General features: G+C 68.5%; 21 protein-coding genes. 5 read left to right on the top strand and 16 right to left on the bottom strand.

Going from position 1 to position 24,692, the window contains the following annotated elements:
- Positions 1-79: 79 nt before the first annotated feature.
- The 14 genes from P5F91_RS04120 to P5F91_RS04055 all read right to left on the bottom strand — a co-directional run bounded on the left by P5F91_RS04120 (position 80) and on the right by P5F91_RS04055 (position 15,998).
- Entirely contained in the window at positions 80-1,024 is a 945-nt protein-coding gene (locus tag P5F91_RS04120) for a response regulator (protein ID WP_277906594.1), read from the bottom strand.
- Positions 1,017-4,469: a hybrid sensor histidine kinase/response regulator gene (locus P5F91_RS04115; RefSeq protein WP_277906593.1), complete on the bottom strand. Its 3,453-nt coding sequence runs from the start codon at positions 4,467-4,469 to the stop codon at positions 1,017-1,019. The genes P5F91_RS04120 and P5F91_RS04115 overlap by 8 nt, the downstream gene beginning before the upstream one ends.
- Positions 4,470-4,738: 269 nt before the next feature.
- A complete protein-coding gene (locus tag P5F91_RS04110) occupies positions 4,739-5,896 on the bottom strand; it encodes a porin (protein WP_277906592.1) in 1,158 nt (385 codons plus the stop codon).
- A 242-nt stretch (positions 5,897-6,138) separates the two neighbouring features.
- Positions 6,139-6,855, bottom strand: a complete 717-nt coding sequence (locus tag P5F91_RS04105) for a class I SAM-dependent methyltransferase (RefSeq protein WP_145612245.1) — start codon at positions 6,853-6,855, stop codon at positions 6,139-6,141.
- Positions 6,855-7,547, bottom strand: a complete 693-nt coding sequence (locus P5F91_RS04100) for a tetratricopeptide repeat protein (protein WP_277906591.1) — start codon at positions 7,545-7,547, stop codon at positions 6,855-6,857. The genes P5F91_RS04105 and P5F91_RS04100 overlap by 1 nt, the downstream gene beginning before the upstream one ends.
- Before the next feature lie 122 nt (positions 7,548-7,669).
- The gene (locus P5F91_RS04095; protein WP_145612244.1) at positions 7,670-8,539 is read right to left on the bottom strand and encodes an SDR family NAD(P)-dependent oxidoreductase; all 870 of its coding nucleotides are present in this window, start codon (positions 8,537-8,539) and stop codon (positions 7,670-7,672) included.
- Positions 8,529-9,227, bottom strand: coding sequence for an iron-containing redox enzyme family protein (locus P5F91_RS04090; protein WP_211107012.1), 699 nt, complete (start codon positions 9,225-9,227; stop codon positions 8,529-8,531). Before P5F91_RS04090 ends, P5F91_RS04095 begins: the two co-directional genes overlap by 11 nt.
- Before the next feature lie 11 nt (positions 9,228-9,238).
- Complete coding sequence (locus P5F91_RS04085; protein ID WP_277906590.1) at positions 9,239-10,786, bottom strand: AMP-binding protein; 1,548 nt, start codon at positions 10,784-10,786, stop codon at positions 9,239-9,241.
- Positions 10,779-11,438: a thermostable hemolysin gene (locus P5F91_RS04080; protein ID WP_277906589.1), complete on the bottom strand. Its 660-nt coding sequence runs from the start codon at positions 11,436-11,438 to the stop codon at positions 10,779-10,781. Before P5F91_RS04080 ends, P5F91_RS04085 begins: the two co-directional genes overlap by 8 nt.
- 117 nt (positions 11,439-11,555) lie before the next feature.
- A complete protein-coding gene (locus tag P5F91_RS04075; RefSeq protein ID WP_277906588.1) occupies positions 11,556-13,364 on the bottom strand; it encodes an ATP-binding protein in 1,809 nt (602 codons plus the stop codon).
- Positions 13,361-13,822 (bottom strand): hypothetical protein, encoded by a 462-nt coding sequence (locus tag P5F91_RS04070; RefSeq protein ID WP_145612240.1) that lies wholly within the window; start codon positions 13,820-13,822, stop codon positions 13,361-13,363. Before P5F91_RS04070 ends, P5F91_RS04075 begins: the two co-directional genes overlap by 4 nt.
- On the bottom strand, positions 13,822-14,949 hold the full coding sequence (locus P5F91_RS04065) for a hypothetical protein (RefSeq protein ID WP_277906587.1): 1,128 nt from the start codon (positions 14,947-14,949) through the stop codon (positions 13,822-13,824). Before P5F91_RS04065 ends, P5F91_RS04070 begins: the two co-directional genes overlap by 1 nt.
- A 20-nt stretch (positions 14,950-14,969) precedes the next feature.
- Complete coding sequence (locus tag P5F91_RS04060; protein WP_145612238.1) at positions 14,970-15,662, bottom strand: response regulator transcription factor; 693 nt, start codon at positions 15,660-15,662, stop codon at positions 14,970-14,972.
- A gap of 135 nt (positions 15,663-15,797) precedes the next feature.
- Entirely contained in the window at positions 15,798-15,998 is a 201-nt protein-coding gene (locus P5F91_RS04055; protein ID WP_277906586.1) for a hypothetical protein, read from the bottom strand.
- Positions 15,999-16,249: 251 nt separating this feature from the next.
- Between P5F91_RS04055 and P5F91_RS04050 the strand changes: the two genes are divergently transcribed.
- Positions 16,250-17,119 carry an SDR family oxidoreductase gene (locus P5F91_RS04050; protein WP_277906585.1) on the top strand — a complete coding sequence of 290 codons (870 nt, stop codon included), beginning with the start codon at positions 16,250-16,252 and terminating at the stop codon, positions 17,117-17,119.
- A gap of 70 nt (positions 17,120-17,189) precedes the next feature.
- Here the strand turns inward: P5F91_RS04050 and P5F91_RS04045 are convergent, their stop codons facing one another.
- Positions 17,190-19,280: a glycoside hydrolase family 36 protein gene (locus P5F91_RS04045; protein WP_277906584.1), complete on the bottom strand. Its 2,091-nt coding sequence runs from the start codon at positions 19,278-19,280 to the stop codon at positions 17,190-17,192.
- A 100-nt stretch (positions 19,281-19,380) separates the two neighbouring features.
- Positions 19,381-20,172, bottom strand: coding sequence for a transcriptional repressor AgaR (agaR, locus tag P5F91_RS04040; protein ID WP_277906583.1), 792 nt, complete (start codon positions 20,170-20,172; stop codon positions 19,381-19,383).
- Between the two features lie 200 nt (positions 20,173-20,372).
- On the opposite strand from agaR, the gene P5F91_RS04035 reads away from it, so the two are divergent.
- From P5F91_RS04035 to P5F91_RS04020, 4 genes are read left to right on the top strand one after another with little or no spacing between them, the layout of a single operon-like run.
- Complete coding sequence (locus P5F91_RS04035; protein ID WP_145612432.1) at positions 20,373-21,266, top strand: DMT family transporter; 894 nt, start codon at positions 20,373-20,375, stop codon at positions 21,264-21,266.
- Positions 21,263-22,549, top strand: a complete 1,287-nt coding sequence (locus tag P5F91_RS04030) for a D-tagatose-bisphosphate aldolase, class II, non-catalytic subunit (protein WP_145612233.1) — start codon at positions 21,263-21,265, stop codon at positions 22,547-22,549. The genes P5F91_RS04035 and P5F91_RS04030 overlap by 4 nt, the downstream gene beginning before the upstream one ends.
- The gene (locus P5F91_RS04025) at positions 22,549-23,706 is read left to right on the top strand and encodes an AgaS family sugar isomerase (protein ID WP_145612232.1); all 1,158 of its coding nucleotides are present in this window, start codon (positions 22,549-22,551) and stop codon (positions 23,704-23,706) included. Before P5F91_RS04030 ends, P5F91_RS04025 begins: the two co-directional genes overlap by 1 nt.
- The gene (locus P5F91_RS04020; protein WP_145612231.1) at positions 23,706-24,668 is read left to right on the top strand and encodes an N-acetylglucosamine kinase; all 963 of its coding nucleotides are present in this window, start codon (positions 23,706-23,708) and stop codon (positions 24,666-24,668) included. Before P5F91_RS04025 ends, P5F91_RS04020 begins: the two co-directional genes overlap by 1 nt.
- Positions 24,669-24,692: the final 24 nt, after the last annotated feature.

Genomic DNA, 24,692 nt, shown 5'->3' with positions numbered 1-24,692 from the left:
CGCTATGGGAAGTCTAAGCGCTGACGCGTAGTGCGGCAACATCGGGGGAGTACGGAGGCGCCCATTTCAGGGTGGAACACTACCCCGCCATCACCCTTACGGCCACGGCGGCGGCGGACGCCCGGTTCTCAACCCCCAGCTTCACGAAGATCTGCTCCAGGTGCTTGTTCACCGTGCGGGGGCTGATGCCCAGGATGTCGCTGATGTCGCGGTTGGATTTGCCGTGGGCGATCCACACCAGCACCTCAGCCTCGCGCGCCGTCAGGCCCAGGGCCTGTTGCAGGGCGCGTTCCTCGCGGCCGGCGCCGGTCTCGCTGATGCGGAACAGGAATTCGTCCGGTTCCGTCTGGCTGAGGTAGGTGACCTCCAGCCGGCGGGTATCGTTCGCGTCCGGGCCGTCGATCAGGATGGACGGCGCGCCGTCGCGGCGCAGCTGGGCCAGGCGCTCCGCCACCGCCGGGGGCAGGCGGTCGGGGGTGTTCCCGCCGGACCCATCATCGGGGAAGAAGGCCGCCAGCAGGCGCTGCGCCTGGGGCGTGCACCAGCGCAAGCGCCCGCGCGCGTCGGTCGCCAGCAGATAGCGGCCGGTGGTGTCCAGCGCTACCTGGGCGCCGTAGGCGACGCGGGCGTTGGCCAGATGCACGCGGATGCGGGCCATCAGCTCATCCACCACGATGGGCTTGGTGACATAGTCGACGCCGCCGGCCTGCAGGCCCTGCACCACGTGTTCCGTCTCGCTGAGGCCGGTCATGAAGATGACGGGCAGGTGGGCCAGGGCCTGGTCGCGCTTCAGGCGGCGGCAGGTCTCGAACCCGTCCAGCCCGGGCATGACGGCGTCCATCAGCACCAGGTCCGGCGTCACCTGCTCCAGCAGCGCCAGGGCGCCCTCGCCGTCCGTCGCCACCAGCACGGTCAGGCCCGCCTGGTCCAGGGCGTCGGTCAGGAAGCCCAGGGTTTCCGGCGTGTCATCCACCACCAGCACGGTGTCGCGGCGGGCGGGGGCGGCCTGAACGGCATCAGTCATCGCCATGCTCCACCCGGTCCTGTCCATCGCCTGTACCGCCATCACTCCCTCCCGCCTGTGTCCGTGCCGCCTCCAGCACCGCCATATAGCGCTTCAGGTCGAAGGCGCGCACCAGGGTGCGCAGCTGGGCGGCGAAGGCGGCGGTGGCCGCGTCCTCCGCCTCCAGCTCGCGCAGCTTGGCCTCGATGCCGCGCACATGGCCGATGCGGCCCAGCTGCCACAGCGCTTCCAGATGCGGCTGGGCCAGGGCCGGCACGACATCGGCTGCCATGGCCGGCGGCGGCGCGTCGGCGGGGGCGTACAGCCACTCCAGGCCCAGCAGCGCGCCGATGCGTTCCAGCAGCACGTCCATGTCCACCGGCTTGATGAGGAAGGCGTCGTGCGCGGCGCTGCCGCCATCCTGCCCGCCCGCGGCGTCGCGGCCGGGGGTGTAGTCGTGGGCATTGGCCGACACCATCATGATCTTCAGGCGCGGCAGATCCAGATCGCGCAGGGCCGCCGCCGCCTCCCACCCCGTCATGTGGGGCATGGAGATGTCCAGCAGGGCGAGATCCGGCCGGCACTCCCGCGCTAGCGCTACGCATTCCCGCCCGTCGCGGGCGGCGAACAGCAGGAAATCCAGCGGCCGCAGCAGGTTCTGGATCAGGGCCAGATGGTCGGGGTCGTCATCGGCCACCAGCACGCGCAGGCGCGGGCCGGCATAGCCGTGGATGGTCCGAGCCGCCGGCGGGTCGTCCGGGCCGGACTGCGCCTCCGACAGCAGCAGGCGCACGGTGAAGGTGCTGCCCTGGCCGGGCACGCTGGCCACGGCGATCTCCCCGCCCATGATGCGGGTCAGCAGGCGGGTGATGGTCAGGCCCAGGCCGGTACCGGGCACGGCGCGGGCGTTGGCCATCCGCCCCCGCTCGAACGGTTCGAAGATGCGCTCCCTGTCCTCGGGCAGGATGCCGAAGCCGGTGTCCGACACCTCGAACTCCGCCACCTGGCTGCGATAACGCACGCGCAGGGTGGCGTGGCCCTGGGCCGTGTATTTCAGGGCGTTGGACAGCAGGTTGATCAGGATCTGGCGCAGGCGCTTCTGGTCGGTATGGACGAAGGCCGGCAGGTAGGCGGGGCGGTCGTAGTGGAACTGGATGCCCTTGGCGGCGGCCTGCAGGCGGAACATGTCCACGATCTGGTCCAGGAATTCCACCAGCCGTACCTTGTCGCGGGTCAGGCGCAGCAGGCCGCTTTCGATCTTGCTGATGTCCAGCAGGCCGTCCACCAGGTTGGACAGGTGCTCCGCACTGCGGCGGATGACGCGCACGCCGTCCGGGTTGCTGATGCTGGCGTCGCGTTCCAGCAACTGGGCATAGCCGAAGATGGCGTTCAGCGGCGTACGGATCTCATGGCTGATGCCGATGATGTAGCGGCTCTTGGCCACGTTGGCGGCCTCCGCCACCTCCTTGGCCTTCTGCAAGGCGGCGTCGGTGCGCTCGTGCGCCTCGATCTCCTCCATCAGCATGCCGGTCTGGCGCGCCGTCTCCTCCTCCGCCACGCGGCGGCTTTCCAGGGCCAGCACCAGCAGCCAGGCGGCGACGCCGGAGACGATCAGCAGGGCGAAGAAGACGATCCACAGGGTGGTGGCGACCACGCCGCGCGCTTCCGGTACCGCGGTGCCATACTGCATGCCGATGAAGGACAAGAGGCCGCCGTTGACCAGGGTGAACACGGCCATGACGCCCAGGAAACGGGCGGTGCGGGTGCGCACGCCGCCCGCCATGCGGCTGGGCAGCAGGGTTTCCATCAGGCGGGCCAACTGGTCGGTGATGCGGCTCTGCTTCTTGCACAGATCGTGGCAGCGGCTTTCCAGCGTGCAGCACAGGGAACAGATGGCGCCGGCATAGGCGGGGCAATGGGCCATGTCCCGCCGCTCGAACACGTTCTCGCAGATGACGCAGCGGGCCTCCGCCGCATCGGCGGGCAGGTCGGTGTCAGGCCGCGCCAGGTAAAAGCGGCCCCGGGTGGCCTTGGCGATCAGGGGGGCGGTGACGAAGGCCACGGCCAGGCCGATAAATGGTGCCATGGCCTGGGGCAGGGGCCCCAGCAGCGGCTCGAGGGCGCCCAGCGAGGCGAGGGTGGAGGCCACGACCGACAGGGCCATGGCGCCCACGCCCACCGGGTTGATGTCATAGAGGTGGGCGCGCTTGAACTCGATGCCCGGCGGGCTCAGGCCCAGGGGCTTGTTGACCACCAGGTCGGCCGTCAGCGCCCCGATCCAGCCGGCGGCGAAGTTGGCATACAGGCCCAGGATGCCGCCGATCACGCGGAAGATGCCCAGCTCCATCAGCATCAGGGCCAGGATGACGTTGAACACCAGCCAAACCACTCGGCCGGGATGGCTGTGCGTCAGGCGGGAGAAGAAGTTGGACCAGGCGATGGACCCGGCATAGGCGTTGGTGACGTTGATCTTGATCTGGCAGACGACGACGAAGACGCCGGTCAGGACCAAAGCCATGGTGGGGGAGGACAGCATCTCCTGAAAGGCGATGTAGAACACCTCTGTCGGCTGGGTGGCCTGTTCCGCCGACAGGCCATGGCGCAACGCCACCACCGCCAGGAAGGAACCGGCCAGCAGCTTCAGCCCGCCCATGGCGACCCAGCCCGGCCCGGTGGTGATCAGGGCCGTCCACCAGGCCCAGCGCCCGGTCTTGCGCAGGGTGGGCAGGAAGCGCAGGTAGTCCGCCTGCTCCCCGATCTGCGGCAGCAGGGACAGCAGCATGCTGGCCGCCATGCTGAACAGCAGCGGGTCGATATGGCCATCGGCATGGCCCAGCGCGCCGGGGAATTCCCGCCAGGCGGCCAGGTCCGCGCCGTGGTTCAGCGCCAGATAGGCCAGGGGCGTCAATTGCAGCAGCAGCCAGATGGGCTGGGTCAGCAGCTGCATGCGGCTGATCAGGCGGATGCCGTAGACGGCGATGGGGATGACCACCAGGGAACTGACGATGTGGGCCAGCCAAAGCGGGATTCCCAGCGCCATCTGAAGGGCCGCCGACATGATGCTGGCCTCGATCGAGAACAGCAGGAAGGTGAAGCTGGCGTAGATCAGGGAGGTGAGGGTGGACCCCAGATAGCCGAAGCCCGCCCCGCGGGTCAGCAGGTCGATGTCCACGCCATGGCGGGCGGCGTAATAGGTGATGGGCAGTCCCACCAGGAACATCAGGACGGCGACGGCCAGGATGGCGGCGCTGGCGTTGCTGTAGCCATAGGTCAGGGTGGCGCTGCCGCCGATGGCCTCGCACGCCAGGAAGCTGATGGCGCCGAAGGCGGTGTTGGCCACGCGGAACGACGACCAGCGCCGCGCCCGCGTGGCGGTGAAGCGCAGGGCGTAGTCCTCCAGCGTCTGGCTGGCGGCCAGCTGGTTGTATTGGCGCCGTTCCCTGACGATCCGCTGCCGCGCGCTCATGCCCCCCGCCTTAATGGCGGCCCTGCTATCCCCCATCGTTCCCCGTGCTTCTTTCCCAAAGAGGCGGCCCCGCGACCGACTTTACCGGTCGCGGGGCTGTAAGGAAGCCCCCGTGGTCCCGTTCCCTCAAGAAAGGGCCCCGGCCAGGGGCAAGGTGGCGTGGCTAGCCGCCGCCGGCAGGATAGGGGTGGGGGCGGGGAGAACCCCATGGGGCGTTTGACGTATGGTCCGGTTCAAATGCGCTTGGCCGCCGACGCGTCCTGCCGCTGTCAGAACTGCAGCTGCACGCCCAGCACCACGGCGTTGCCGTCGGATTTGCCGGTGGTGCTGGTGATGACGTATTCCGCGCTGATGCGGGCGTTGTGGCCGTCGATGATGTAGTTGACGCCCAGGTCCGTTTGGCTGGTGGAGATGCCGGTCAGGTCGGCATCGAAATGCTGGTAGCGCACCGTGGGCTGGAACTGGCCCCAGCCCACCTTGGCCGGGAACAGGAAGGCGCCGCCCACCAGATAGGCCTTGCCCTGGGTCAGGCCGCCGACATTGTCGGTGGGGCCGGCGCCGCCGAAGCTGCTGGGCACGTCGGCCACGCCGCCGGTGTCGTACTGGTAATAGGCGCCTTCCAGCGTCACCACGCCGATGCCGTCCAGCTTCTTCTCGAACAGGCCGTCCACGTTCCAGGCGGTGTAGTCGCCCCGGCGTGCCAGCGTGCCCACGCCGTCCTGCTGGTACTGGGCGGCAAAGGCCAGGGTCAGCACGTCAACGGAACCATAGTAGGTGCTGCTGGTGTAGTAGCCGGGGTCGGGCTCGGCATCCAGGAAGTTATAGGCGACGCGGCCCGCGTACAGCAGGTTGTCGGACTGGTTGCTGGCGCCGGTGATGCGGTTGTGCCCCTCGAACGCACCGACGGAATAGACCAGCTTCTTGTCCAGCAGCTTGCCCCAGACAGTGGCGCCGTCGTCGCGGCCGGCGAACTTGGCCGGGTACTGCGACACGGTGCCGGGGTAGGCCCAGGTGTTCAGATAATAGGGGCCGTCCAGGTTGGCACGGTCGCTGGGCGGCAGCATGCGGCCCACCCACAGGTTGATGCCGTCCGCCGGCTCGAACTGGGCGTAACCGTCCAGCACCTCCACCCGGCCGGCGCTGTCGCGCTCTGTGTTGAAGGTGGCCTTGATCATGGGCGTCAGCTGGCCACTGATGTAGAGGCGCACGCTGTCCAGGTTGAAATCGGCGGAGCGCGAGGTGCCGTCCGGCGCCCCATCCTCCACGCTGGTGAAGCTGGCGCGCACGCCCAGGCCCACTGTGATGGATTTGTCGCCGCCGGCGGAAATGGTCTCGCCCGCCTGCGCCGCCAGGGCGGGCAGGGTGAGGGCCGTGGCCAAAAGCGCCAAGCGCAGGCGGCGTTGCGTCGTGTTGATGATGCCCGACATGATGTATTCCCCCGTCCTTAGGTCCCATTGCCGTTATCGGTGCCGGGAACTCAGGTCCCCAGCGTCGGCTTCAGGGGCAGGATGGGGGTGGGAAAGCGAAATCCTAATACGTCAAACTGCGTATGTTTTGTTTGCTGGTGATGGTCTAAATAAAAGACCATTGTGCAAAACCGGTATTCTCATAAACTGTTCTCTGTTGCTGGTTCGCCGTTTTTTGATTTTCGATTCCACATAAAGATTGCCTATAATTCAGCGCCAACCTGTCGCAACGGGCGGGAGGGCTGGTTTTCGGCAATGGCGACAAGGCCGGTCATCCCATACCCCAGCCGCACGGATCGGATGGAGATACCGGCACCGGGAAAGCCGCCCGCCAGCAGCATGGCCCGCAGGTCCAGGGGCGTGAACAGGCGGTGGGTGCCGGTCCCGGCGAACGGCCAGCGCTGCATGGTGGCCGCGTCCGTCACGTAAACCACCAGCCGTCCGCCCGGTCGCAGCACGCGACGCGCTTCCCGCAGGACATCGGCCGCGTTCTGCCAGAAATAGGCCACGTTGACCGCCAGCATCCCGTCGACCGCGCCGGCCGGAAGCGGCAGCGTATCAAAACGGCCGAGATGAAGGTGGAGCTGTCCCTGCTGTCGGGACTGCCGGTTGAGCTTGGCCGCCTGTTGCAGCATCACCGCCGACTGGTCGATGCCGTGGACGGTGCCGGCTGGCCCCACCGCTTTCACAGCCAGGGCCAGCGCATGGCCCGGACCGCAGCCCAGTTCCAGGACCGTGTCGCCGGGGCGGGGCGCCAAAGCCTCCACCGCCACCCGGTTGGGATGGGCGTTCAGGCGGTTCATGACCAAGCCCAGCAAATGCCCCAGGACGCCGGTGGGATGGCGCAGTTGGCTACCCAGGGCGTGCCAGGCCGCGCGGAAACGGATCGGCGGCCGCGCCAGCTGATTGAAGGCGTCCATCACCCGGCCGCCAGTTTCTGTTGCGCACGCTTCAGCAGCGAGCGGATTTCGACGCGCCGTCCCGCGTCCCAGACGGGCCGGTCGGGGGTGAGCGGCACGGCCAGGCCGTGCGCCAGCACCTCCGCCGCCTTGCGGTAATCCCCCTGTTCGAACAGGAAGTCGCCATAGAAGTAGTTGGCGTCCAAGCCATCGGGATTGATCGCCAGTCCTTCCTCCAGGTAACGGCGGGCCTTGTCATCGTCGCCGAAGCTCAGGGGAAAGCCAGGCACCTTGTAATAGAGGGAGCCGAGGCTGGTGGGCACAGCACCTCCCACCGCGCGATAGTCCAAGCGCCCTGCCGTCTCCAGCAGCGTGCGGGCTTCGCGCGCCAGGGAAAGCGCGCCCATGCCACCCTTCAAGCCGGCCAGACTGCCGAGGGTCAGGGCTTGCCAGATCAGAGGTTCGGCATGGCCGGGGTATTGCGATGCCAGCTGGCCGGCCTGGTCGGCCAGTGCCGTCATGGCTTGCACGCGCGCGTCGTGATCCGTCACCTCGAACGAGATGTGGGACCATTCCCGTTCCACGCCGGCCAGGGCGGTCAGCATCCCGGATGGCGTGGCATCGGTCGCGACCGTCTGGGCGATGGCCTCGCTTTCCATCGGCGACGCATGCCCTGCCGCCGGTACCGACAGGGGGAGGAGGGCGACCGTCATGGCGAGGGCCAATCGGCGCGCCCTAGGCGTGAGGGTATGATCCATAGGCGGCGGTTCCTTTTAGAGTGTAATCGCCTCGGACGGGCTCATCCGAGGCGTGAATTGCATGACGAAACAAAAGCTTAAACCAGGGGCAGGCAATCGACGCGGGGGCTGGTGCGACGGCCGGGCTGCGGTGCTGGCACCGGCGGCGCCATCAGCGCGTCCAGGGGACCGCGCCGCAATTGGCGCCGCACCGCGGCATCGACCAGGCGGGGGAATAGGCGCTGGAGCAGGACGAACAGGCGTTCCGGGCCGGCGGGATAGGCGGTGTCGGCGCCGGCCAATGCTGCGGCCCATATCCGTTTCGCGATGGCCGCCGGCGGGTCCGTCGGCATGTCCAGCAAAGCCAGGAGCGGTTCAAGAGCCTCCGTCGCGGGCGTGCGGGCGCCCCGCGGTGCGGCATAGGTCACGCCCACGCCCTGGCATCGCAGTTCCCGCCGCAAGGCGTCGGACAGGCCGCGCAAGCCATACTTGGACGCGCAATAGCCGGCAAACAGGGGATAGGGAATATCCCCCAGCAGGGAACCGATGTTGACCACCCGCCCGGCCGCGGCGGACAGCAGCGGAAGGAAGTCCCGCGTGAGGGCCAGCGGTGCCATCAGGTTGGTGGCCACCAGCGCGGTCAGCGTGCGGTCGTCCAGGGTCGACAAGGCCCCCGCCCATACCAGGCCCGCGTTGTTCACCAGAAAGTCCAGCCCGCCGGCATGGTCCCGCACAGCGTCCACCAGGGCCCCGCGATCCTCGGCCAGGGTCACGTCGGCTGGCAGGACAAGGCACCGCGTGCCGGGTCGCAACAGCGCCTTGGTGGCATCCAGCGGCGGGCGCCGCCGTCCGACCAGAACCAGCCCCAACCCCCGCCGCGACGCTTCGACGGCCAGCGCCTGGCCTATGCCCGAGCCGGCGCCGGTGATCAGCGCGGTCATGCCGCTTGAGGCGGAGTCATGCGGCATGGCAAGCATCTCCTTGCGCGCTGTCCAAGCCCCGGCTCAGGTCGCGGAAGATGTCGCCATAGAGGCGATAGACCATGTTCGCCGTGTCGGCGATGACCGGCAGCGCCTCCGGGGCGCGCAAACCATCGACCAGCTGTTGGAAGAAGGCCACATGCTCCTTATCCAGCGCCCCGTGGGAGGTCAGGTAGCGGAAGCCGGCGGTGCCGTCGCTCCGGTAGGCCCGTTGCAGGGCATCGGCCGCGCGGGAGGCCAGCAGCGTCGACATGCCCTCCAGGACATGGACCATGCCCAGCAGGGCGTAAGGGCTGACGCGCTCTATGGCGTCGTAGACATAGGCCAGCATGACACGGCAGGCCTGGCCCGGCACGGATGCGGCCACCCGCGCGGCATCACCGCCCGCCGCGTCGATGTCGTCCAGAATCCATTGCTCGTGCCCCTGTTCCTCGGTGATGTAGTCGAACAGCGCGGCCCGGTAATCCTCGTCGTTCGTCCGGGCCGCCGCCAGGGCCAGCAGCCGGCAGGTATGGCGCACATGATGGTAGGCCTGCGCCAGGAAATCACGATAAAGCGGCAGCGGCACGGCCCCATCCATTGCCATGCTCAGCACGGGAATGGACAGGAAGGCGCCACGGGCTTGGGCGGTCTCCGCGAGCAGGCGCTGATAGGGTGTTGGTGAGGTGTCGGGCAAGGGGGCCTCCGTCAATGGTTGGTGGTCGAATGGTCCAGCGGGGTCGGGATCGCCGGCATGGCCGGTGGATGGAGCTGCAGGTGGTAGGCCGCCGTGGTTTCTCGGCGGCGCAGCCGTCCGTTGGCGGTGAGCAGGCCGCGCGCTGCCAGGTCGCGCAGTGGTGCTACGTGATGCCGGCGGGGCCGGGCATAGGCAGGCAGGCCGGCGGCGGCGGTCGATGCCAAGGCAGCGATGGCGTCGTTCCCGGCGGCCTCGAACCATGATTCCGCCGCCGGCGCCGGAACCAGCAGCATCGCCAGCCCGTCCATTCCGCCATCGCTGAGCAGGCAGTGCGACAGGCGGGGGTCGTTCAGGAAATGCGCCTCCACCCATTCCGGGCTGATGTTGCGCCCCCCGGGCGTCACGATCAGGGCGTCCCGCCGTCCATGGACCGTCAGGTGACCGTCGTCATCGAAGGTCCCCAGGTCGCCGGTGCGCCAGGTCGCCGGGCCGGCAGGCTCATTCGCTGGCGTCGTCCCCAGATATCCCGACATGACCGACGGGCCGGTGACCACGATCTCCCCCCCGTCGAGGGTCACGCGCAGGCCGGGCAGGGGCCGGCCCACCGTGCCAGGCCGCCGCTGGCCGGGCCGGTTCAAGGCCACGACCGAGCAGCACTCGGACAGGCCATAGCCTTCGTGCACGGGAATGCCCAGGGCCCAGGCCCTCTCGGCCAGGGCGGGGGGAATGGCCGCCCCGCCCACGGCTACCAGGCGTAGCCCCGGTGGGACCGTGCCGCCCGTCCGCTCCAGCTCCGTCACCCAGGCGGCCAGAAGCTGGGGCACCAGCATGAGGCAGGTCGGGGCCGCGGCGGTGATGGCGTCGGCCAGCCGCAAGGGGGCCGGGCCGGGGGCTGGACCACCCATGCGGTCCGTGAGCCCGGGCATCAGGGTCACCCGCGCACCGGCGCTGAGCGGCATGGTGATGGCGCAGAGGGTCTCCAGCAACAGCGCCATGGGCAGAAGGCTGAGGTAATGGTCGTCGGGTCGCGCGTCGATGGCCTGGGCCAGCGCCAGGGTGCTCCATGACAGCTGGCGCCCCTCCAGCAGCACGCCCTTCGGCGTGCCCGTGCTGCCCGAGGTGTAAATGACCTGCCGCGCCGTTCCGGCGAGGTCCAGGGCCGCGGTGGCCGCGGTCATGGCCGGGACGGGCTGGAGGGGCAGGTCCAAGGGACCGCCTGGGCCCGGATCCGCGTCGGGTGTGTGGATGATATGGGTGATGCCGGCGTCGGCGGCGATGTGCCGGCACTGGGCGGCAGAGAAGAAGGGCGGCAGCGGGACGGCGGTATAGCCCGCCTGCCAAATGGCCAGTTGGGCCACGACCCATTCGACACGGTTGGCGCCCAGGATGCCCACCACAGGGCGCGGGCCGGCTCCCCCCAGCGCCGTCAGCGCCTGCGCTGCGCCGGCGACGCGGGCCGCCAACTCCGCATAATCAAGGGACGAGATGCCGTCGGTGACCGCCGGCCGGTGGGGCGTGACGGCGGCGTGCCGGCGGATGGCGCGCAGGATCTCATGCATGCGCCGCCCCCGCAGCCGCTTCCGCCGTTCGCGTCGGCGTGGGGCTCAGGAACGGCCAGTCATCCGCCGCGCACACGGCCGGGGCGCTTTCATAGTAACGTCCCCAGGCGGCGGCATCGGCTTGGCGGCCGGGGTCCGCCTGGGCCAGGACCAGCAGGGGCGGATAAAGGCGCGCCAACAGCTGCCGCAGGCGCGACGTGGCCGTGAAAAAGCACCAGTCGTAGCCATCAAGGGCCCCCCGGCAGGCCAGGCTGTGGAAAAAGCCGGCGGACAGGTCGGCGCGGCGGCTGACCAGGGTGGTGATCTCAAACACCCGCGCGCGGTGCACGTGGCGCCCGCTCCTCTGGCCAAGGACGCGCTCTATGGGCTGGTCAAGATAGGCTTCGGAAAAGAAACCATCGGCGGTGGTGCGCACGCCCGCGGCACAGGCGGGGTTCCCGTGCTGATCGAACGCCGCCATCATCAGGCGGGGAAAGCGGCCTATGCGCGCGCCATAAGCCTGGGCATAGGTTTCGCGGACCAGCTGCTCAACGGCGGGCCGGGATGGATGACCGGCGGACAGGACCACGATGTCGGTAAGCCTCGCCTGGGCCGACACGGACCTGCAGGCGTCTTCCGTCGGGACGGGGCGGGGATGGGGGTTCGCATTCATGGGGCCGCGCCTTCGCTGGTGGAACCGCGCCTCGGCCGCCGTCAGGGCGGTGAAGCGATGGGTCCCATGCTAGGGCCGCGCGTCGTGGAGTTGTGTGGACTTGCCCACCGGTTATTTTCAGTTCTGCGGCGTGTGCGGCATGGCGGGCAGGGTGATTTCGACCACCAGCCCGGTGGGATGGTTGTGTGTCGCCCTTACCGCTCCGCCATGCAGTTCCACCACGCGTTTGCAGATGGTCAGGCCTATGCCGGTGCCGCCGGTGTCGCGGGCCCGGGCCGGATCCGCGCGGTAGAACGGATCGAACAGCTGCCCGATGGCGTCGTCGGATACCCCCGGGCCCCTGTCGGCCACGGTCAGGCTCAGGCCGGTGGGGGCGTTCGCCGCCGGCGTCGCCAGGGTCACGGTCACCTGCACCCCCGCCGTCGTATAGAACAGCGCATTGCGGATGACGTTCTCGATGGCGCGGCGCAGCAGGTCGGCGTTACCCGGAAGGACGCCGCCGTCCGGCAAGTCCGGCGCCACCACCAGGGCCAGGTCACGCTGCCGGTCGGGCCGTTCATAGGCGGCATCGGCGATGATGGCGCGCAGCAGGTCCGGCAGGTCCACCGGGGCCCGCTGCAACCCCGCAGCCGCCCCTTCAAGCCGGGCCAGGGTCAGCAGTTCCGAGGCCAGGGCGGCGACGGCCGCGATCTCCTGTTCCATCCGGTCGAAGTGGCGGGGGGCCTGCGGTTCCACTTGGCGCCGGGCCAGGCCCAAGGCCATGCTGAGCCGGGCCAGCGGCGACTTGATCTCATGGGAGATGTCGCTGATCAGGCGCCGCTGGGCGGTCACGGCGGCCTCCAGCTCGGCTGTGCGGTCCGCCACCTTGCCTTCCAATGTCAGGTTCAGGTGTTCCAGGTCGCGCATGCTGCGGTCACGCTCCGCCCGGGCGTTCCGCAGGCTGGCCGTCATGCGGTTGAACGAGCGGGCCAGGAAGCCCAGTTCGTCCTGGCTGGTGACCGGGACCTGGATGTCCAGCTGGTCCGTGTCGGCGATGACCCGCACCGCCCGGGTCAGTTCCATGATGGGCGCCGTCAGCCGCCGGCCCATCCAGCGCACGAAGGCGAAGATGGGCGCCGCGAGCAGGATGCCCAGCAGGGCCAGTTCCAGCGCGACCCGGCGCAAGGGCCGCGTCACGACCGACATCGGTTGCGAAACGACCACCTGCCAGGACCGCAGCAGGCCATCCCGCTGCACGGAACGGCCGGTGATGTGGCTTTCCCTGTCCATGTCGGGATCGGCCGCGCTGGACAGGACGGCGGGATGGGGAGGCCGGCGGACCAGCACCGTGCGGAGTTCCACCCCGCTCAACAGCGTCTCGACCATAGTCCATGGCAGGGCGATGACCAGGGTGCCCACGCGATAATCCGGGGCGAAGCTGCCGAAGATGGGAATGGCCAGGGCGACGACCTCCCCGCCCCCCAGCGGGTTCCGATGCTTGTCGAAGAAGGTGACGCCGTGGGCCGTCACGGTCCAGGCCGCCGGAAGGCGGGTGCCGCGCGGCGGGGCGCCGTCGTCGCTATCGGCGTCGGCAATCAGGGCGCCACCGGCATCGAAGGCGTAAATCCCACCCGCCAGCCCGTATAGGCGCTGCAGCGCCTCCAGCGTCGTCCCGATCCGCCGGTCAACGTCGCCGGACACCAGGTCGTTCATCACCTCCAGCTGGGCCCAGGCGGTCAGGTCCGTCGCCAGCTCGTCCATCCGATTGCATAGACGCTGGTATTTCAGGTCCGCCACCTGGGCCAGGCCGCCTTCGGCGGAATCCAGCAATGACCGGTGCACGCCGGTGTACACCACCGCCGCCGTCAGCCCATAGGTCAGCAGGTATATCGCCAACAGCGCGCCGACGATCTTGCGTCCGATGGAACTGCCGATGGCGGCCTTCATGGGCCGCCCCCGCCGGAGCCGGCCGCGACGGGCAACCTGGCCAGGACCACGACACCCTCCGGCACCCCGCCGCCGCCGCTGACGTACCCGACCGAGCCCGGCACCCGGCGAATGAAGGTGAGCAGCGCCTGTTCGGATTCCTGGACCACCGGCGGTGCCTTACCCTTGAAGTGCATCTCATTCCAATAAACGATCAGGCTGGCGTTATCCTGGTGCAGGACGCCGGCGGTGAAGCGGGTGCGGACCTCGCTGGAGATTTCGCGGTTCACGGGGATGATCGCGTTCCCGTCGGGCCATAAGGTCAGGCGCAGCAAGTAGATCGCGGCGACATCGCCGGTGCTCAGCGGGTGGCCCAGGGTTACCGACGGATTGGCCACCACCAGGATGTCCTCTCCCCGCGCCATATCCGACAGGAACAACCCTATCAGAACCGCCAGCAGGGGCCGCCGCCGCCGCATCAGAACAGCACGGACCAGGAGGCGAACAGGCCGGTGGGGTTGACCGGCGGCCCACCGACGTTCAACAGGTATTCCAGCCTGAAGACCATGGCCGGCTGCGGCCGGAAGGCGAAGCCGGCCAGGACGTCCTGGGCCGTCCCGTCGCTCGCAGGGCCGGCCTGCCCGGCGCTGGCGGACGCGGTGCCGCGCCCATCATAAATCTCGTACCAGCCGTAGATGGACCACCGGTCATCGAAGGCGTAGGACGGCGCCACGTACGCGCTCCACTCCAGGCTGCGCGGCGTCTGCACGCCAGCCGGCTGGGAAAGGGAGGACACCACCCCTTCACCCTGCAATGTCACCGGGCCCATCGTATACCGGAAGTCGACCCCCGCCAGATGCTGTTCCACCCCCAGCCGGTCGATGGTGCGCTGAACCGAAAACCCCACCTTGTCCAGCAGGCCCAGGGGAAAGCTGACGTGCAGGCCTTCGACCAGGCGGTAATGGTCATCGACGATGCTGTCCGGCCGCGCGGAGAATTCGTCCATGGGCTGCCAGTAGACCTGGACGTCCGGCCAACGGGCCTCGGGATCGTTATACAACACCGACAGGCCGGTGGCGTACTGGCTGAAGCCGCGGTAAGTCGCCGCCGGCCGGACCGTTGACAGCACCAGTGGCGCCGCGTGGATTTGGTTCCAGTCGCCGACCGGCGCCAGCATCTTGCCGAACCGTATGGTGAGGCCGTCCGGCAATTGGACGTCGTCGTAAAGGCGCTCCAGCACGACATAGCCATGACCCTTTCCGCCATCGCCCCCGTCATCCCCCTTCGCCCAAGGCAGGAGGTTGAGCCCCGTCAGTTCGGCCTCCATGAAGGGGTTGACGAAGATGCCGACATGCGCGCTGGCGTAGAGACTGAGATCCTCAACGCTCAGGGTCTTGCGGCCCTGGTCGGGCAGGCTCGCGACCAGGCTGGAATAGCCCGCCAGGTTGACCGGGCCGACGTTGAACCCCTGGCCCGGCACATAGCTGTCCGCCGGCTCGGCCTCTTGCGCCCGGGCGGCACCAGCCCCCAGGGCGGCGACCACGATGGCGCCGGACAGCCAAGCGGCCTGCGCAAGACGGGAAAGGTGCCGGAAGATCGTGGCCATCGGAACAGATCCCCACCCCGTCACGATGGGGGCAGGGCGTAAAGATAGCCGACATTGCGGATGGTCTTGATAGGCTGCTCGCCATCGATGATGGTGGCGTCGAGTTTACGGCGGACCTTGCTCACCAGTGTGTCGACATTGCGATCGGCGCCGGCCGCGTGATGCCGGCCGAACGCCGCCGCCGACAGCTCATCCCGCGAAATGATGCGGCCCGCGCCGCGCAGCAGGTGTTCCAGCAGACTGAATTCCGCCGAGGTCAGGTCCAGCCGCCATTCGCCGTTCCAGGCGACGCGGGCGGTCGGGTTCAGCCGGACGCTGCCCACCTGCAGGTCCGCCGGCGCCTTGTTGGCCCCGCCGTTGACGCGGCGCAGGACGGCGCGAATTCGGCTCACCAGTTCGCGGGGATTGACGGGCTTCGGCACGTAGTCATCCGCGCCGATTTCGAAACCGACGATGCGGTCGACGTCGTCATCGCGGGCCGTCAGCATGATGACGGGCACGTCGGATCGTTGGCGAAGGCGTTTCAGGACATCGAAACCCGACAGCTTGGGCAGCATGACGTCCAGCACGATCAGGTCCAATTCCTCCGGCGCATGGTCGAAGCATGCGGCGCCATCATGGGCCGCGTCGACGGCGAACCCGTCCTGTTCCAGATACTCGCGCAGCATGTCCACCAGCGCGACATCATCGTCAACGAGCAGTATTCGATCCATGCCTGATTATTGGCGAACAGGGGAGCCAAGTCGACTGTCGCCCATGGTGGGGGCGAATATTGGATTGGACGCGGCGTGGGCGGCGACAGGGGCGCCCCTGAAAGGGACGTGCCGCCGCCCGCGACGCGGGCGCGATTAGGCCTTGATATTGATGTTGTTGCCCCGGTCCTTGTCGACGGCGCCCGTGTCCACGTCGCCGTCGCCATCCCGATCCAGGGTGGCGGGCTGCTGCGGGGCGGCCTGGCTGGCGGTGGTGTCGGTCGTCGCGGTGGGGGCGGCGGGGCGATACAGGGCGGCGACGGAACTGGCGTACCCGCCAATGGAAGAAATGCTCATGATCGTAACTCCACGGAAGTGTTGGTCGGTTCGGGTGCGTTGTCGCTTTCGAGGGCAATATACCCCGCGGCCTGGAGACCAATTGTGGAGTTTTGTCGAGTCCTGCGGAATTGCGGCTGACCGGACGCGCCGCTGGATTGGGCCGACTGTCCCATCAGCGGGACGACATGTCCAAAATCGGCGTCTATCGGGTGGAATTTGGATCAGTCATTTACAGGGGTGTCTTCTGACCCCAACCTGGAGTGATCCCCATGACCATCCTTGTTACTGGCGCCACCGGCCGCGTCGGCCGCCATGTCGTCGACCAGCTCGTCAAGCGCGGTGCCCCTGTCCGGGTGCTGACCCGTGACCCGTCCAAGGCCGACTTCCCGGCCGGCGTGGACGTGGCGCAGGGCGATCTGCTGGACATCGACGCGCTGCGCGCCGCCTTCGCCGGCGTGGACACGCTGTTCCTGCTGAACGCCGTCACCGGCGATGAATTCACGCAGGCGATCATCACCCTCAACATCGCCCGAGAGGCGGGCGTGCGGCGGCTGGTCTACCTGTCGGTGATCCATGCCGATCGCTTCGTCAACGTGCCTCACTTCGCGGTGAAGCTGGGGGCCGAGCGCATGATCGAACAGATGGGTTCCAGCGCCACGATCCTGCGGCCCACCTACTTCATCGACAATGAACTGATGATCAAGGACGTCATCATCAATCACGGCGTCTATCCCATGCCGATTGGCGGCAAGGGGGTCGCCATGGTCGACGCCCGCGATATCGCCGAGGTCGCGGCCATCGAGCTGATCCGCCGCCGGCAGGGGCCGGCCGACGTGCCGGTCGAAACCATCAACCTGGTGGGCCCCGATACGCTGACGGGTGCCGATGTGGCGGCGATCTGGTCGGGCATCCTGGGGCGTCCGATCGCTTATGGCGGTGACGACCCCAGCGGCTTCGAGCGCACCATGGCCGGCTTCATGCCGAAGTGGATGGCCTACGAGATGCGCCTGATGGCCGAGCGTTATGTCAGCGACGGCATGATCCCCGAAGCCGGCGATGTCGAGCGGCTGACCCGCATCCTGGGCCGCCCGCTGCATTCCTACCGCGACTTCGCGCGGGGGCTCCTACCCTCGGCCTGAACCGAAACCTGCCTTAAAGGCGCGCCCCGGGCTTCCGGCCCAGGGCGCGCCTTGAAAGCAGGCCCTATGCTCACGCCGGCGACACCTCCAGCAACAGCGACTTCTCGAAGCTGACCGTCAGTACCGGATGGGCCGCCGGCATGATGCCGAAATCGCGGTCGTCGACATAGTCGCGCACCCGGAAGCGGCCCCCGGCCGGCAGCCCGCGCAGGGTCAGGGGGCCGCTCCAGTGCGGTGCGTAAAAGGCGTAGTAATAGCGTCCGTCGCTTTCCACCAGGTGGCCTTCCGGCTTGTCGAAGCCGATGTCGTAGACGTCGCCGCGATAGAGGCCCTCGGCCAGGCGCTTGTCGCGGTACAGCCCGATCCATTTCTTCCAGTGGGCCTCGCGCTCCGGCGTCAGCAGGAAGGAATCCTTGGGCTTGGGGTCGATCGGCCAGGTGAATTTGGTCGAGACGATCCCGCCGATTCCGACGGTGGAGGCGAAGTCGTCGCCACCGTCTGACAACTCGACATGGTCGCCGGCGAAGGGCGCCGACGGGCCCATCAGCGCCTTCAGCGTCTTGCCCTTCAACCGCACCTGCCACGAGGACTCAGGGTCCGAGGCCGGCACCTGGTTGACGTAGGGGAAGTCGTAGACGCTGTAGGCGGTGCCGCAGGGGCAGAGTTCGACGATGTTGTCCTTGTCGATGGCCATCGCCGCTTCGTAGATCGCGCGGAAGAAGCCGGGCAAGGCCTCGACCGACTCCTCGGGCCGGGCATGGTTGTGCGCCGGGTTGTAGCAGGGTGCCACCCCGTTCAGGTGCTGCCCGTCGATCTTCAGCCCCTTGAATCCCCAGTCGCCGAGGAACTTCCTCACCAGCGCCACGGTGTGGGCGCGGGTCGGCTCATAGGCCGGGCACAGGTAGAAGCTGTTCCACCACGTGACCAGTTGGGGCGCCCCCTCCTTGGACAGCAGCAGCATGTCTGTATGGTCGTGCAGCAGATCGCTGCCGGGCGCCGCCGCCAGCGGCGCATACCACAGGCGCGGCTTGAGGCCGCCCTGGCGGATGCCGCCCACCAGTTTCAGGAAATCGGCTTCACGGCCCGGGTATTTGGCGGGGTCGACGACCCAGTCGCCGATTGCCTTCTGCCAACCGTCATCGATCACCGCCCAGTCCAGCCCCAATTCCTTGGCCTTGGGTAATGTGGCCTCGATCAGCTCCGGCGTGCACGACCGTTCATAGCCCCAGGCACACCAGATGGGTTCGAAAGAGGCGGCGGAGGGTTGCGGTGGCCGCACGCCGCGGTCGGCAGCGATGCGGCGGTAGGCATCGAGCGCCGCGAAGTAATCGCCCGCATGCACGGCCACAAGGGTTTCCAGCGTGTCGAACGTCCCGCCGGGCGCCAGCACGACATCGCGCACGGCGGTCAGGGCCAGGCGCGCGCCGCCCTTGTCCTCGCTGACCGGCAGCGACACCAGTTCCGGCACGGGCGCCAGATGGCCCACGGCCAGGCCGCCCTCGCGCCGCCACAGGTCCACGATTGGCGGGCCCCCGCCGTAATCCGAGGAGGACATGCCCAGGTAGTTGTCCTGGGCGAAACCGGCCTTCACCGGCTGCAGCCAGTCGCGACGGTCGGCATAGGTGCCGCCGGAATAGGACCAGAAGGCGGGGACCGAACCGCCCGGTTGCAGCCCCGGTGGCAGCAGGCGATGCGCCCCGTTGCGCCAGCCGGTCGCCGCCACGGCCTTCGCGGTGGTGTTGCGGTAAGAGACCTGCATGAACGCCACACCGGGGTAGCGCGCGTACTGGCGCAGGGTCAGGGTCTTTTCGATGCCCTGCCCAGACAGACCGGCCAGGCGGACCTGCCGGCCGGGGCCATGGCGGTCGTTGATGGCCTGCGAGGTTGTGTCGCGCAGCGCGAACAATATGGCGTCATGGCCGCCGACCAGGGACAGGGTCTCCCCGGCGTCGAAACCGGTCAGCCACAGCGGCTTGCCCTCCGTCACCAGGGCGATGCGCGATCGCATCTGATTGTCGAATTCGATGCGCAGCCGGTCATCCGCGAAAACCACCACCCTCCCCGGCGCCGCCAGCGCCCGCATCGGCGTGGCCATGGGCGCGGCCAGCGCCAGGCTCGTCGTCATCTTGAGAAAGGCGCGGCGCGAGGAGGGCTGCTTCATGGCGAGTCCAGACGATTGTCGATGTCGTTCGTTTGCCAAGGCTATGGCGAACGAAATCGAAATTCAATAGGGGTATCGCAATAAAACGAAACTTGCGTCGCTATACCCGCCGCAAATCCACGCCCAGCGACCGGCAGGCGGTGGCGATGGCATCGGGTGCCGCCTCGTCGGTGATCAGCATGTCGATCTCGCCCACGCCGATGATGCGATGCAGGCAGACCCGGCCGAATTTCGAACTGTCGGTGACGGCGATGGTCTGGCGTGCCACGTCGGCCATCTTGCGGTTGAGGATGGCTTCGGCCTCGTGATGGGTGGTGACGCCCCGGTCGATGTCGATGCCGTCGACGCCCAGGAACAGCTTGTCGACCGCCAACTCGCTCAGCGCCGCCACCGTCTGGGCGCTGTAGAACGCCATGTTCTTGCGGCGCAGCTCCCCGCCGATCAGCACCACGCGGATATGGCTCTTGGCGGCCAGCTCGGTCACGATGTTGAGGTCGTTGGTGACGACGGTCAGGTCTTCGATATCCGGCAGGAAGCGGGCGATTTGCAGGGTGGTGGTGCCGGAATCCAGCACGATGGACTCACCAGGATTGATCAGGCTGGCGGCGAAGCGGCCGATGCGCTCCTTCTCCGCGTGCTGCAACTCCAGCTTGGCCGCGACTGGGGATTCGATGGCGGCCGTTGTCGCCGAGGCGACCACGTCGGAGGCGATGGCGCCGCCATAAGAGCGGGCCATGACGCCGTGCTCCGTCAGGAAGTGCAAATCCTTGCGGATGGTCTGCATCGAAACGCGGAACCTTTTGGCCAGGTCCGCCACCTGGACGCTGCCGTGCTGGCGCACCATGGCGCTGATCTGGCTGCGCCGCTCGCTGGTATCGCGCTTGATGCTCATCTTTCGTTTTCCTGGCCTTGGTCGCCTACGAGTGCGGCACTTGCCCAGGCGCGTCAATTGGAAAAACCGCCCGCCAGGGTTTCGCGTCCAAGCGCACGATTCAGCGTGTTGCGTTTTCCATCTTCTTTCGATAAGGTCGCGAAGTGACAAGAAAACGAAACTTAGCAAAACAAACCTCAAGAGAGTGCCGCGTGTCCAGTATGGCCATCCCCGCCTATCGCCGTCCCTGGCTGCTCTTCGCGCTGCTGACCACCGGTTTGTGGGGGGTGTGGGGCGCCTTCGCCGGTGCCCCGGCGGAAAACGGTTTTCCCGAAACGCTGATCTATGTCGTGTGGGCGTTCACCATGATCCCGCCGGCGCTGTACGCCCTGTGGCGGGTCGACTGGAACTGGCCATGGGATCGCCGCTCCCTGATCTATGGCGCGGCGGTCGGGTTGCTGGGCGCCGGCGGCCAGATGGTCCTGTTCCACGCGGTGCGGATCGGCCCGACCTATCTGATCTTCCCGGTCATCGCCCTGTCGCCGCTGGTCACCATCGTCCTGTCGGCCGCCATCCTGCGGGAGCGGGTGACCTGGATCGGCGGCCTGGGCATCTTGTGCGCCCTGGTGGCGCTGCCGCTGTTCGATTTCTCGCCGGGCGGCGCTGGGGCCGGGCAGGGCCTGGCCTGGTTCGTGCTGGCGCTGCTGGTGCTGGTCGCCTGGGGCGTGCAGGGCTTCTTCATGAAATACGCGGCGCCGGTGATGAGCGCCGAGGCCATCTTCGCCTATATGGCGCTGACCGGGCTGCTGCTGGCCCCCGTCGCGCTGGCCATGACCGACTTCTCACAGCCGATCAATTACGGCTGGTCTGGCCCGGGCCTGGCCGCCGCCACCCAAATCCTGAATTCGATTGGGGCGCTGACCCTGGTCTACGCCTTCCGCCACGGCCGGGCGATCGTCGTCTCGCCGCTGGCCAATGCCGGCGCCCCGCTGATCACCGCGCTGATTTCGCTGGCGGCGCTGGGGCTGGTGCCCGCCCTGCCCAAGCTGGTCGGCATCGGACTGGCCTTCGCCGCGGCGGCCCTTCTGACCATTGAACCCGAGGACCAGGCATGAAAGCGATACTCGATCTGATCGAACGGCACCGCGCCGGCGAACCGGTCGGCATCTATTCCGTCTGCTGCGCCCATCCGCTGGCGATCAAGGCGGCGCTGCGCCACGCCCGCGAGGCGGGCGGCCAGGCGTTGATCGAGGCGACCTCCAACCAGGTGAACCAGGAGGGGGGGTATACCGGCTTTCGCCCCGACGGCTTCCGCGACCTGGTCATGGGCCTGGCGGACGAGGCCGGCCTGCCGCGTGACCGGGTGCTACTGGGCGGCGACCATCTCGGCCCCAACGCCTGGCGGGCGATGGACGCGGACGAAGCGATGAAGCGCGCCGCCGTGATGGTGGCGGATTATGTGACGGCCGGTTTCCGCAAGATCCATCTCGATTGCTCGATGTCCTGCGGCGGCGATCCGCGCGGCCTTTCAGACGCGGTGATCGCCGAGCGCACCGCCACCTTGTGCGAACGCACCGAGGCGGCCTGGAAGGACGCCGGCGGCGAACCGCCGGTCTATGTCATCGGCTCGGAAGTGCCGGTCCCCGGCGGCGCGCAGGAAGCGCTGGATGAACTGGCGGTGACCGACCCGGACGCGGCGCGCGCCACCATCGAGGCGCATCGCCAGGCCTTCGTCCGGCACGGGCTGGAGGCGGCATGGGAAAGGGTGGTCGGCCTGGTGGTCCAGCCGGGCGTCGAGTTCGACAACCACCATGTGGTCGATTACGTGCCGGCCAAGGCCCGGAAGCTGAGCGCCTCGATCGAAGGCCAGCCGCATCTGGTGTTCGAGGCCCATTCCACCGATTACCAAAGCGCCGCCGCCCTGGCCGCCTTGGTGCGCGACCATTTCGCCATCCTCAAGGTCGGTCCCGGCGTCACCTTCGCCCTTAGGGAGGCGCTGTGGGCCCTGGACCGCATCGGCCAGGAATGGCAGGGCGACGATCGGTCCGCCAGCCTGCGCGACACCGTGCTGGCGGCCATGCGTGACGACCCGACTTATTGGAAGCCCTATTACGGGGGGCGGGGCGCTGAGCTGGACCTGCAGCTGCAATACAGCCTGTCCGACCGCATCCGCTACTACTGGCCGACCGGACGGGTCGCCCGCGCGGTTCGCCGCCTGTGCGCCGCGTTCGACGCCGACCCGCCCCCCTTGGCCTTGGTCAGCCAGTACATGCCCGCCGCCTATGAGGCGATCCGCGCCGGCGCGCTGGCCCTGAAGGGCGAGGACCTCGTCATCCACCACATCCGGGAGACGCTGACCCCGTACTCCCGCGCCTGCGATCAACGGAGCACCCATTAATGACTTTCACCGGATTGGCCGCCGACGAGCTGGAGGCGCGCGGCGGCGGGTGGACGGCGCGCGAGATACGCCAGCAGCCTGCCATGTGGGCCGCCACCGAGCAGCTCGTGCAGGTGCTGCGCCCACGCGCCGAGGCGTTCCTGGCGCCCTTGATGGCGCGCAGCGACCTGCGGGTGGTGCTGACCGGCGCCGGCAGCTCCGACTATATCGGCCGCTCGCTGGTGCCGGACTTGCTGGCCGGCCTCGACCGCCGGGTTGAGGCGATCGCCACCACCGATATGGTGGTGGGTGGCGCCCAGCTTCTGCAGCGCGACGTGCCGACCTTGCTGGTGTCCTTCGCCCGCTCGGGCAACAGCCCTGAGAGCGTCGCCGCCACGGAGATCGCCGAGACCTACCTGGCCGACTGCCGCCATCTGATCATCACCTGCAATGGCGACGGCGCCCTGTATCGGCGCCATCACGGCAGGCCGGGCAGCCTGGTCGCGCTGCTGCCGGAGGCAACCCACGACCGCGGCTTCGCCATGACATCCAGCTTCACCTCCATGGCGCTGGCGGCGCGGCGCATCCTGCTGCCGGCGCAGCCTATCGACGTCGCCCGCATAGGCGCGGCCGCGGATCAGGTTTGCGCCGATCACGGCGGTTCGCTGGCGGCTGCCGCCAACGGCGGATTCAAGCGGGTGGTCTACCTCGGCAGCCGTGGCTTGGCGGGCATCGCGGACGAGGCGGCGCTGAAACTGCTGGAACTGACGGATGGCGAGATCGTCGCCATGGCCCAGACGCCGCTGGGCTTCCGCCATGGCCCGAAAACCTTCGTCGACGGCCAGACTCTGGTGGTGCTGTTCCTGTCCAACGACCCGCAGGCGCGCCGCTACGAATTGGACGTGGTGCGCGAGATCGCCGGCGACGGCATCGCCGGCAGGCTGCTGGTGCTGGCGGGGCAGGGGGACGGCCTGGACGGCCTGAGCGCCGACCTGCTGCCCGGGCTGGAAGCCGCATCCGACGCCGAGCTGAGCTTCCCTTATCTGGCCTGGGCCCAGGCCTTCGCCCTCGGCCGTTCGCTGGCCCTGGGCCGCACGCCCGACAACCCCAGCCGCACCGGCGCGGTCAACCGGGTGGTGCAGGGTGTGACCATCTATCCCGAGCCGGGGAGGACCTGATGTTCCTTGGCGTCGATGGCGGCGGCACCAAGACCGCCTTCCTGCTGCTCAACCCCGAGGGCGCAGTGCTGGCCCGTCATGAGGGCGGCTCCTCCTACCATCCCGAGGTCGGGGTCGAGGGGTTGCGCGCGGTGTTGAACGATGGCGTGCGCGCGGTGCTGGCCCAGGCCGGTCTGACGCCATCCGCCATCCGCCACGCCTTCTTCGGCTTGCCCACCCTGGGTGAGGATCCGGCCACCGATCCCGTCTTGACGGATGCCGCCGGTGCCGCCGTTGCCGGCGGCCGGTACAGCTGCGGCAACGACATGGTCGGGGGCTGGGCGGGCGCGCTGGCATGCGAGGACGGCATCGTCATCACCGCCGGCACCGGCTCGATCGCCTACGGCGAATACCAGGGCCGCGGCGCCCGCGCCGGCGGCTGGGGCGAGATCTTCGGCGACGAGGGATCGGCCCACTGGATCGGCCGCGAGGGCTTGGCCCTGTTCTCGAAGATGAGCGACGGGCGCATGCCGCCCGGTCCGCTGCTCGATCTGGTCCGCGCCCGCTTCCAGCTGGCCCGCGACATCGACCTGTGCGGCCTGGTCAACAGGCCGGGCGGTGCTGCGCGCAGCGCCGTCGCCCAGGTATCGCAGACCGTGGCCGCCGCCGCACAGGCCGGCGACGCGGCGGCCACGGCGATCTTCGTCCGGGCCGGGGGCGAACTGGCCCGTCTGGCCGCCGCCGTCCGCGCGGGTCTGGGCGTGCCGGACGGCGAGGAACTGGCCCTGTCGTACGTTGGCGGGGTGTTCCGCGCCGGCGCCCTGGTGCTCGACCCCTTCGCTGCGGCGCTTGAGGCCGGCGGCCATCGCTATCACCTGCAGCCGCCGCTGCTGACCCCCGTGGTCGGTGCAGCCCTTTATGCCGCCCGCGCCGCCGGGATCCGTTTCAGCCGCGAGCAGGTGACGACGCTCGCATCAAAATGAAAGCGGCCTCGAATGCCGCGACCG

Source organism: Nitrospirillum amazonense (assembly GCF_029594735.1).
Lineage (GTDB): Bacteria > Pseudomonadota > Alphaproteobacteria > Azospirillales > Azospirillaceae > Nitrospirillum > Nitrospirillum amazonense.
The sequence above is the reverse complement of the archived record's forward strand: the minus strand, read 5'-3'. Positions and strand labels throughout refer to the sequence as shown.

Coding starts and splice junctions, on each gene's coding strand:
- P5F91_RS04120 (WP_277906594.1), bottom strand. CDS start 1,024: ATGACTGATGCCGTTCAGGCCGCCCCCGCCCGCCGCGACACCGTGCTG.
- P5F91_RS04115 (WP_277906593.1), bottom strand. CDS start 4,469: ATGAGCGCGCGGCAGCGGATCGTCAGGGAACGGCGCCAATACAACCAG.
- P5F91_RS04110 (WP_277906592.1), bottom strand. CDS start 5,896: ATGTCGGGCATCATCAACACGACGCAACGCCGCCTGCGCTTGGCGCTT.
- P5F91_RS04105 (WP_145612245.1), bottom strand. CDS start 6,855: ATGGACGCCTTCAATCAGCTGGCGCGGCCGCCGATCCGTTTCCGCGCG.
- P5F91_RS04100 (WP_277906591.1), bottom strand. CDS start 7,547: ATGACGGTCGCCCTCCTCCCCCTGTCGGTACCGGCGGCAGGGCATGCG.
- P5F91_RS04095 (WP_145612244.1), bottom strand. CDS start 8,539: ATGCCGCATGACTCCGCCTCAAGCGGCATGACCGCGCTGATCACCGGC.
- P5F91_RS04085 (WP_277906590.1), bottom strand. CDS start 10,786: ATGCATGAGATCCTGCGCGCCATCCGCCGGCACGCCGCCGTCACGCCC.
- P5F91_RS04080 (WP_277906589.1), bottom strand. CDS start 11,438: ATGAATGCGAACCCCCATCCCCGCCCCGTCCCGACGGAAGACGCCTGC.
- P5F91_RS04075 (WP_277906588.1), bottom strand. CDS start 13,364: ATGAAGGCCGCCATCGGCAGTTCCATCGGACGCAAGATCGTCGGCGCG.
- P5F91_RS04070 (WP_145612240.1), bottom strand. CDS start 13,822: ATGCGGCGGCGGCGGCCCCTGCTGGCGGTTCTGATAGGGTTGTTCCTG.
- P5F91_RS04065 (WP_277906587.1), bottom strand. CDS start 14,949: ATGGCCACGATCTTCCGGCACCTTTCCCGTCTTGCGCAGGCCGCTTGG.
- P5F91_RS04060 (WP_145612238.1), bottom strand. CDS start 15,662: ATGGATCGAATACTGCTCGTTGACGATGATGTCGCGCTGGTGGACATG.
- P5F91_RS04055 (WP_277906586.1), bottom strand. CDS start 15,998: ATGAGCATTTCTTCCATTGGCGGGTACGCCAGTTCCGTCGCCGCCCTG.
- P5F91_RS04050 (WP_277906585.1), top strand. CDS start 16,250: ATGACCATCCTTGTTACTGGCGCCACCGGCCGCGTCGGCCGCCATGTC.
- P5F91_RS04045 (WP_277906584.1), bottom strand. CDS start 19,280: ATGAAGCAGCCCTCCTCGCGCCGCGCCTTTCTCAAGATGACGACGAGC.
- agaR (WP_277906583.1), bottom strand. CDS start 20,172: ATGAGCATCAAGCGCGATACCAGCGAGCGGCGCAGCCAGATCAGCGCC.
- P5F91_RS04035 (WP_145612432.1), top strand. CDS start 20,373: ATGGCCATCCCCGCCTATCGCCGTCCCTGGCTGCTCTTCGCGCTGCTG.
- P5F91_RS04030 (WP_145612233.1), top strand. CDS start 21,263: ATGAAAGCGATACTCGATCTGATCGAACGGCACCGCGCCGGCGAACCG.
- P5F91_RS04025 (WP_145612232.1), top strand. CDS start 22,549: ATGACTTTCACCGGATTGGCCGCCGACGAGCTGGAGGCGCGCGGCGGC.
- P5F91_RS04020 (WP_145612231.1), top strand. CDS start 23,706: ATGTTCCTTGGCGTCGATGGCGGCGGCACCAAGACCGCCTTCCTGCTG.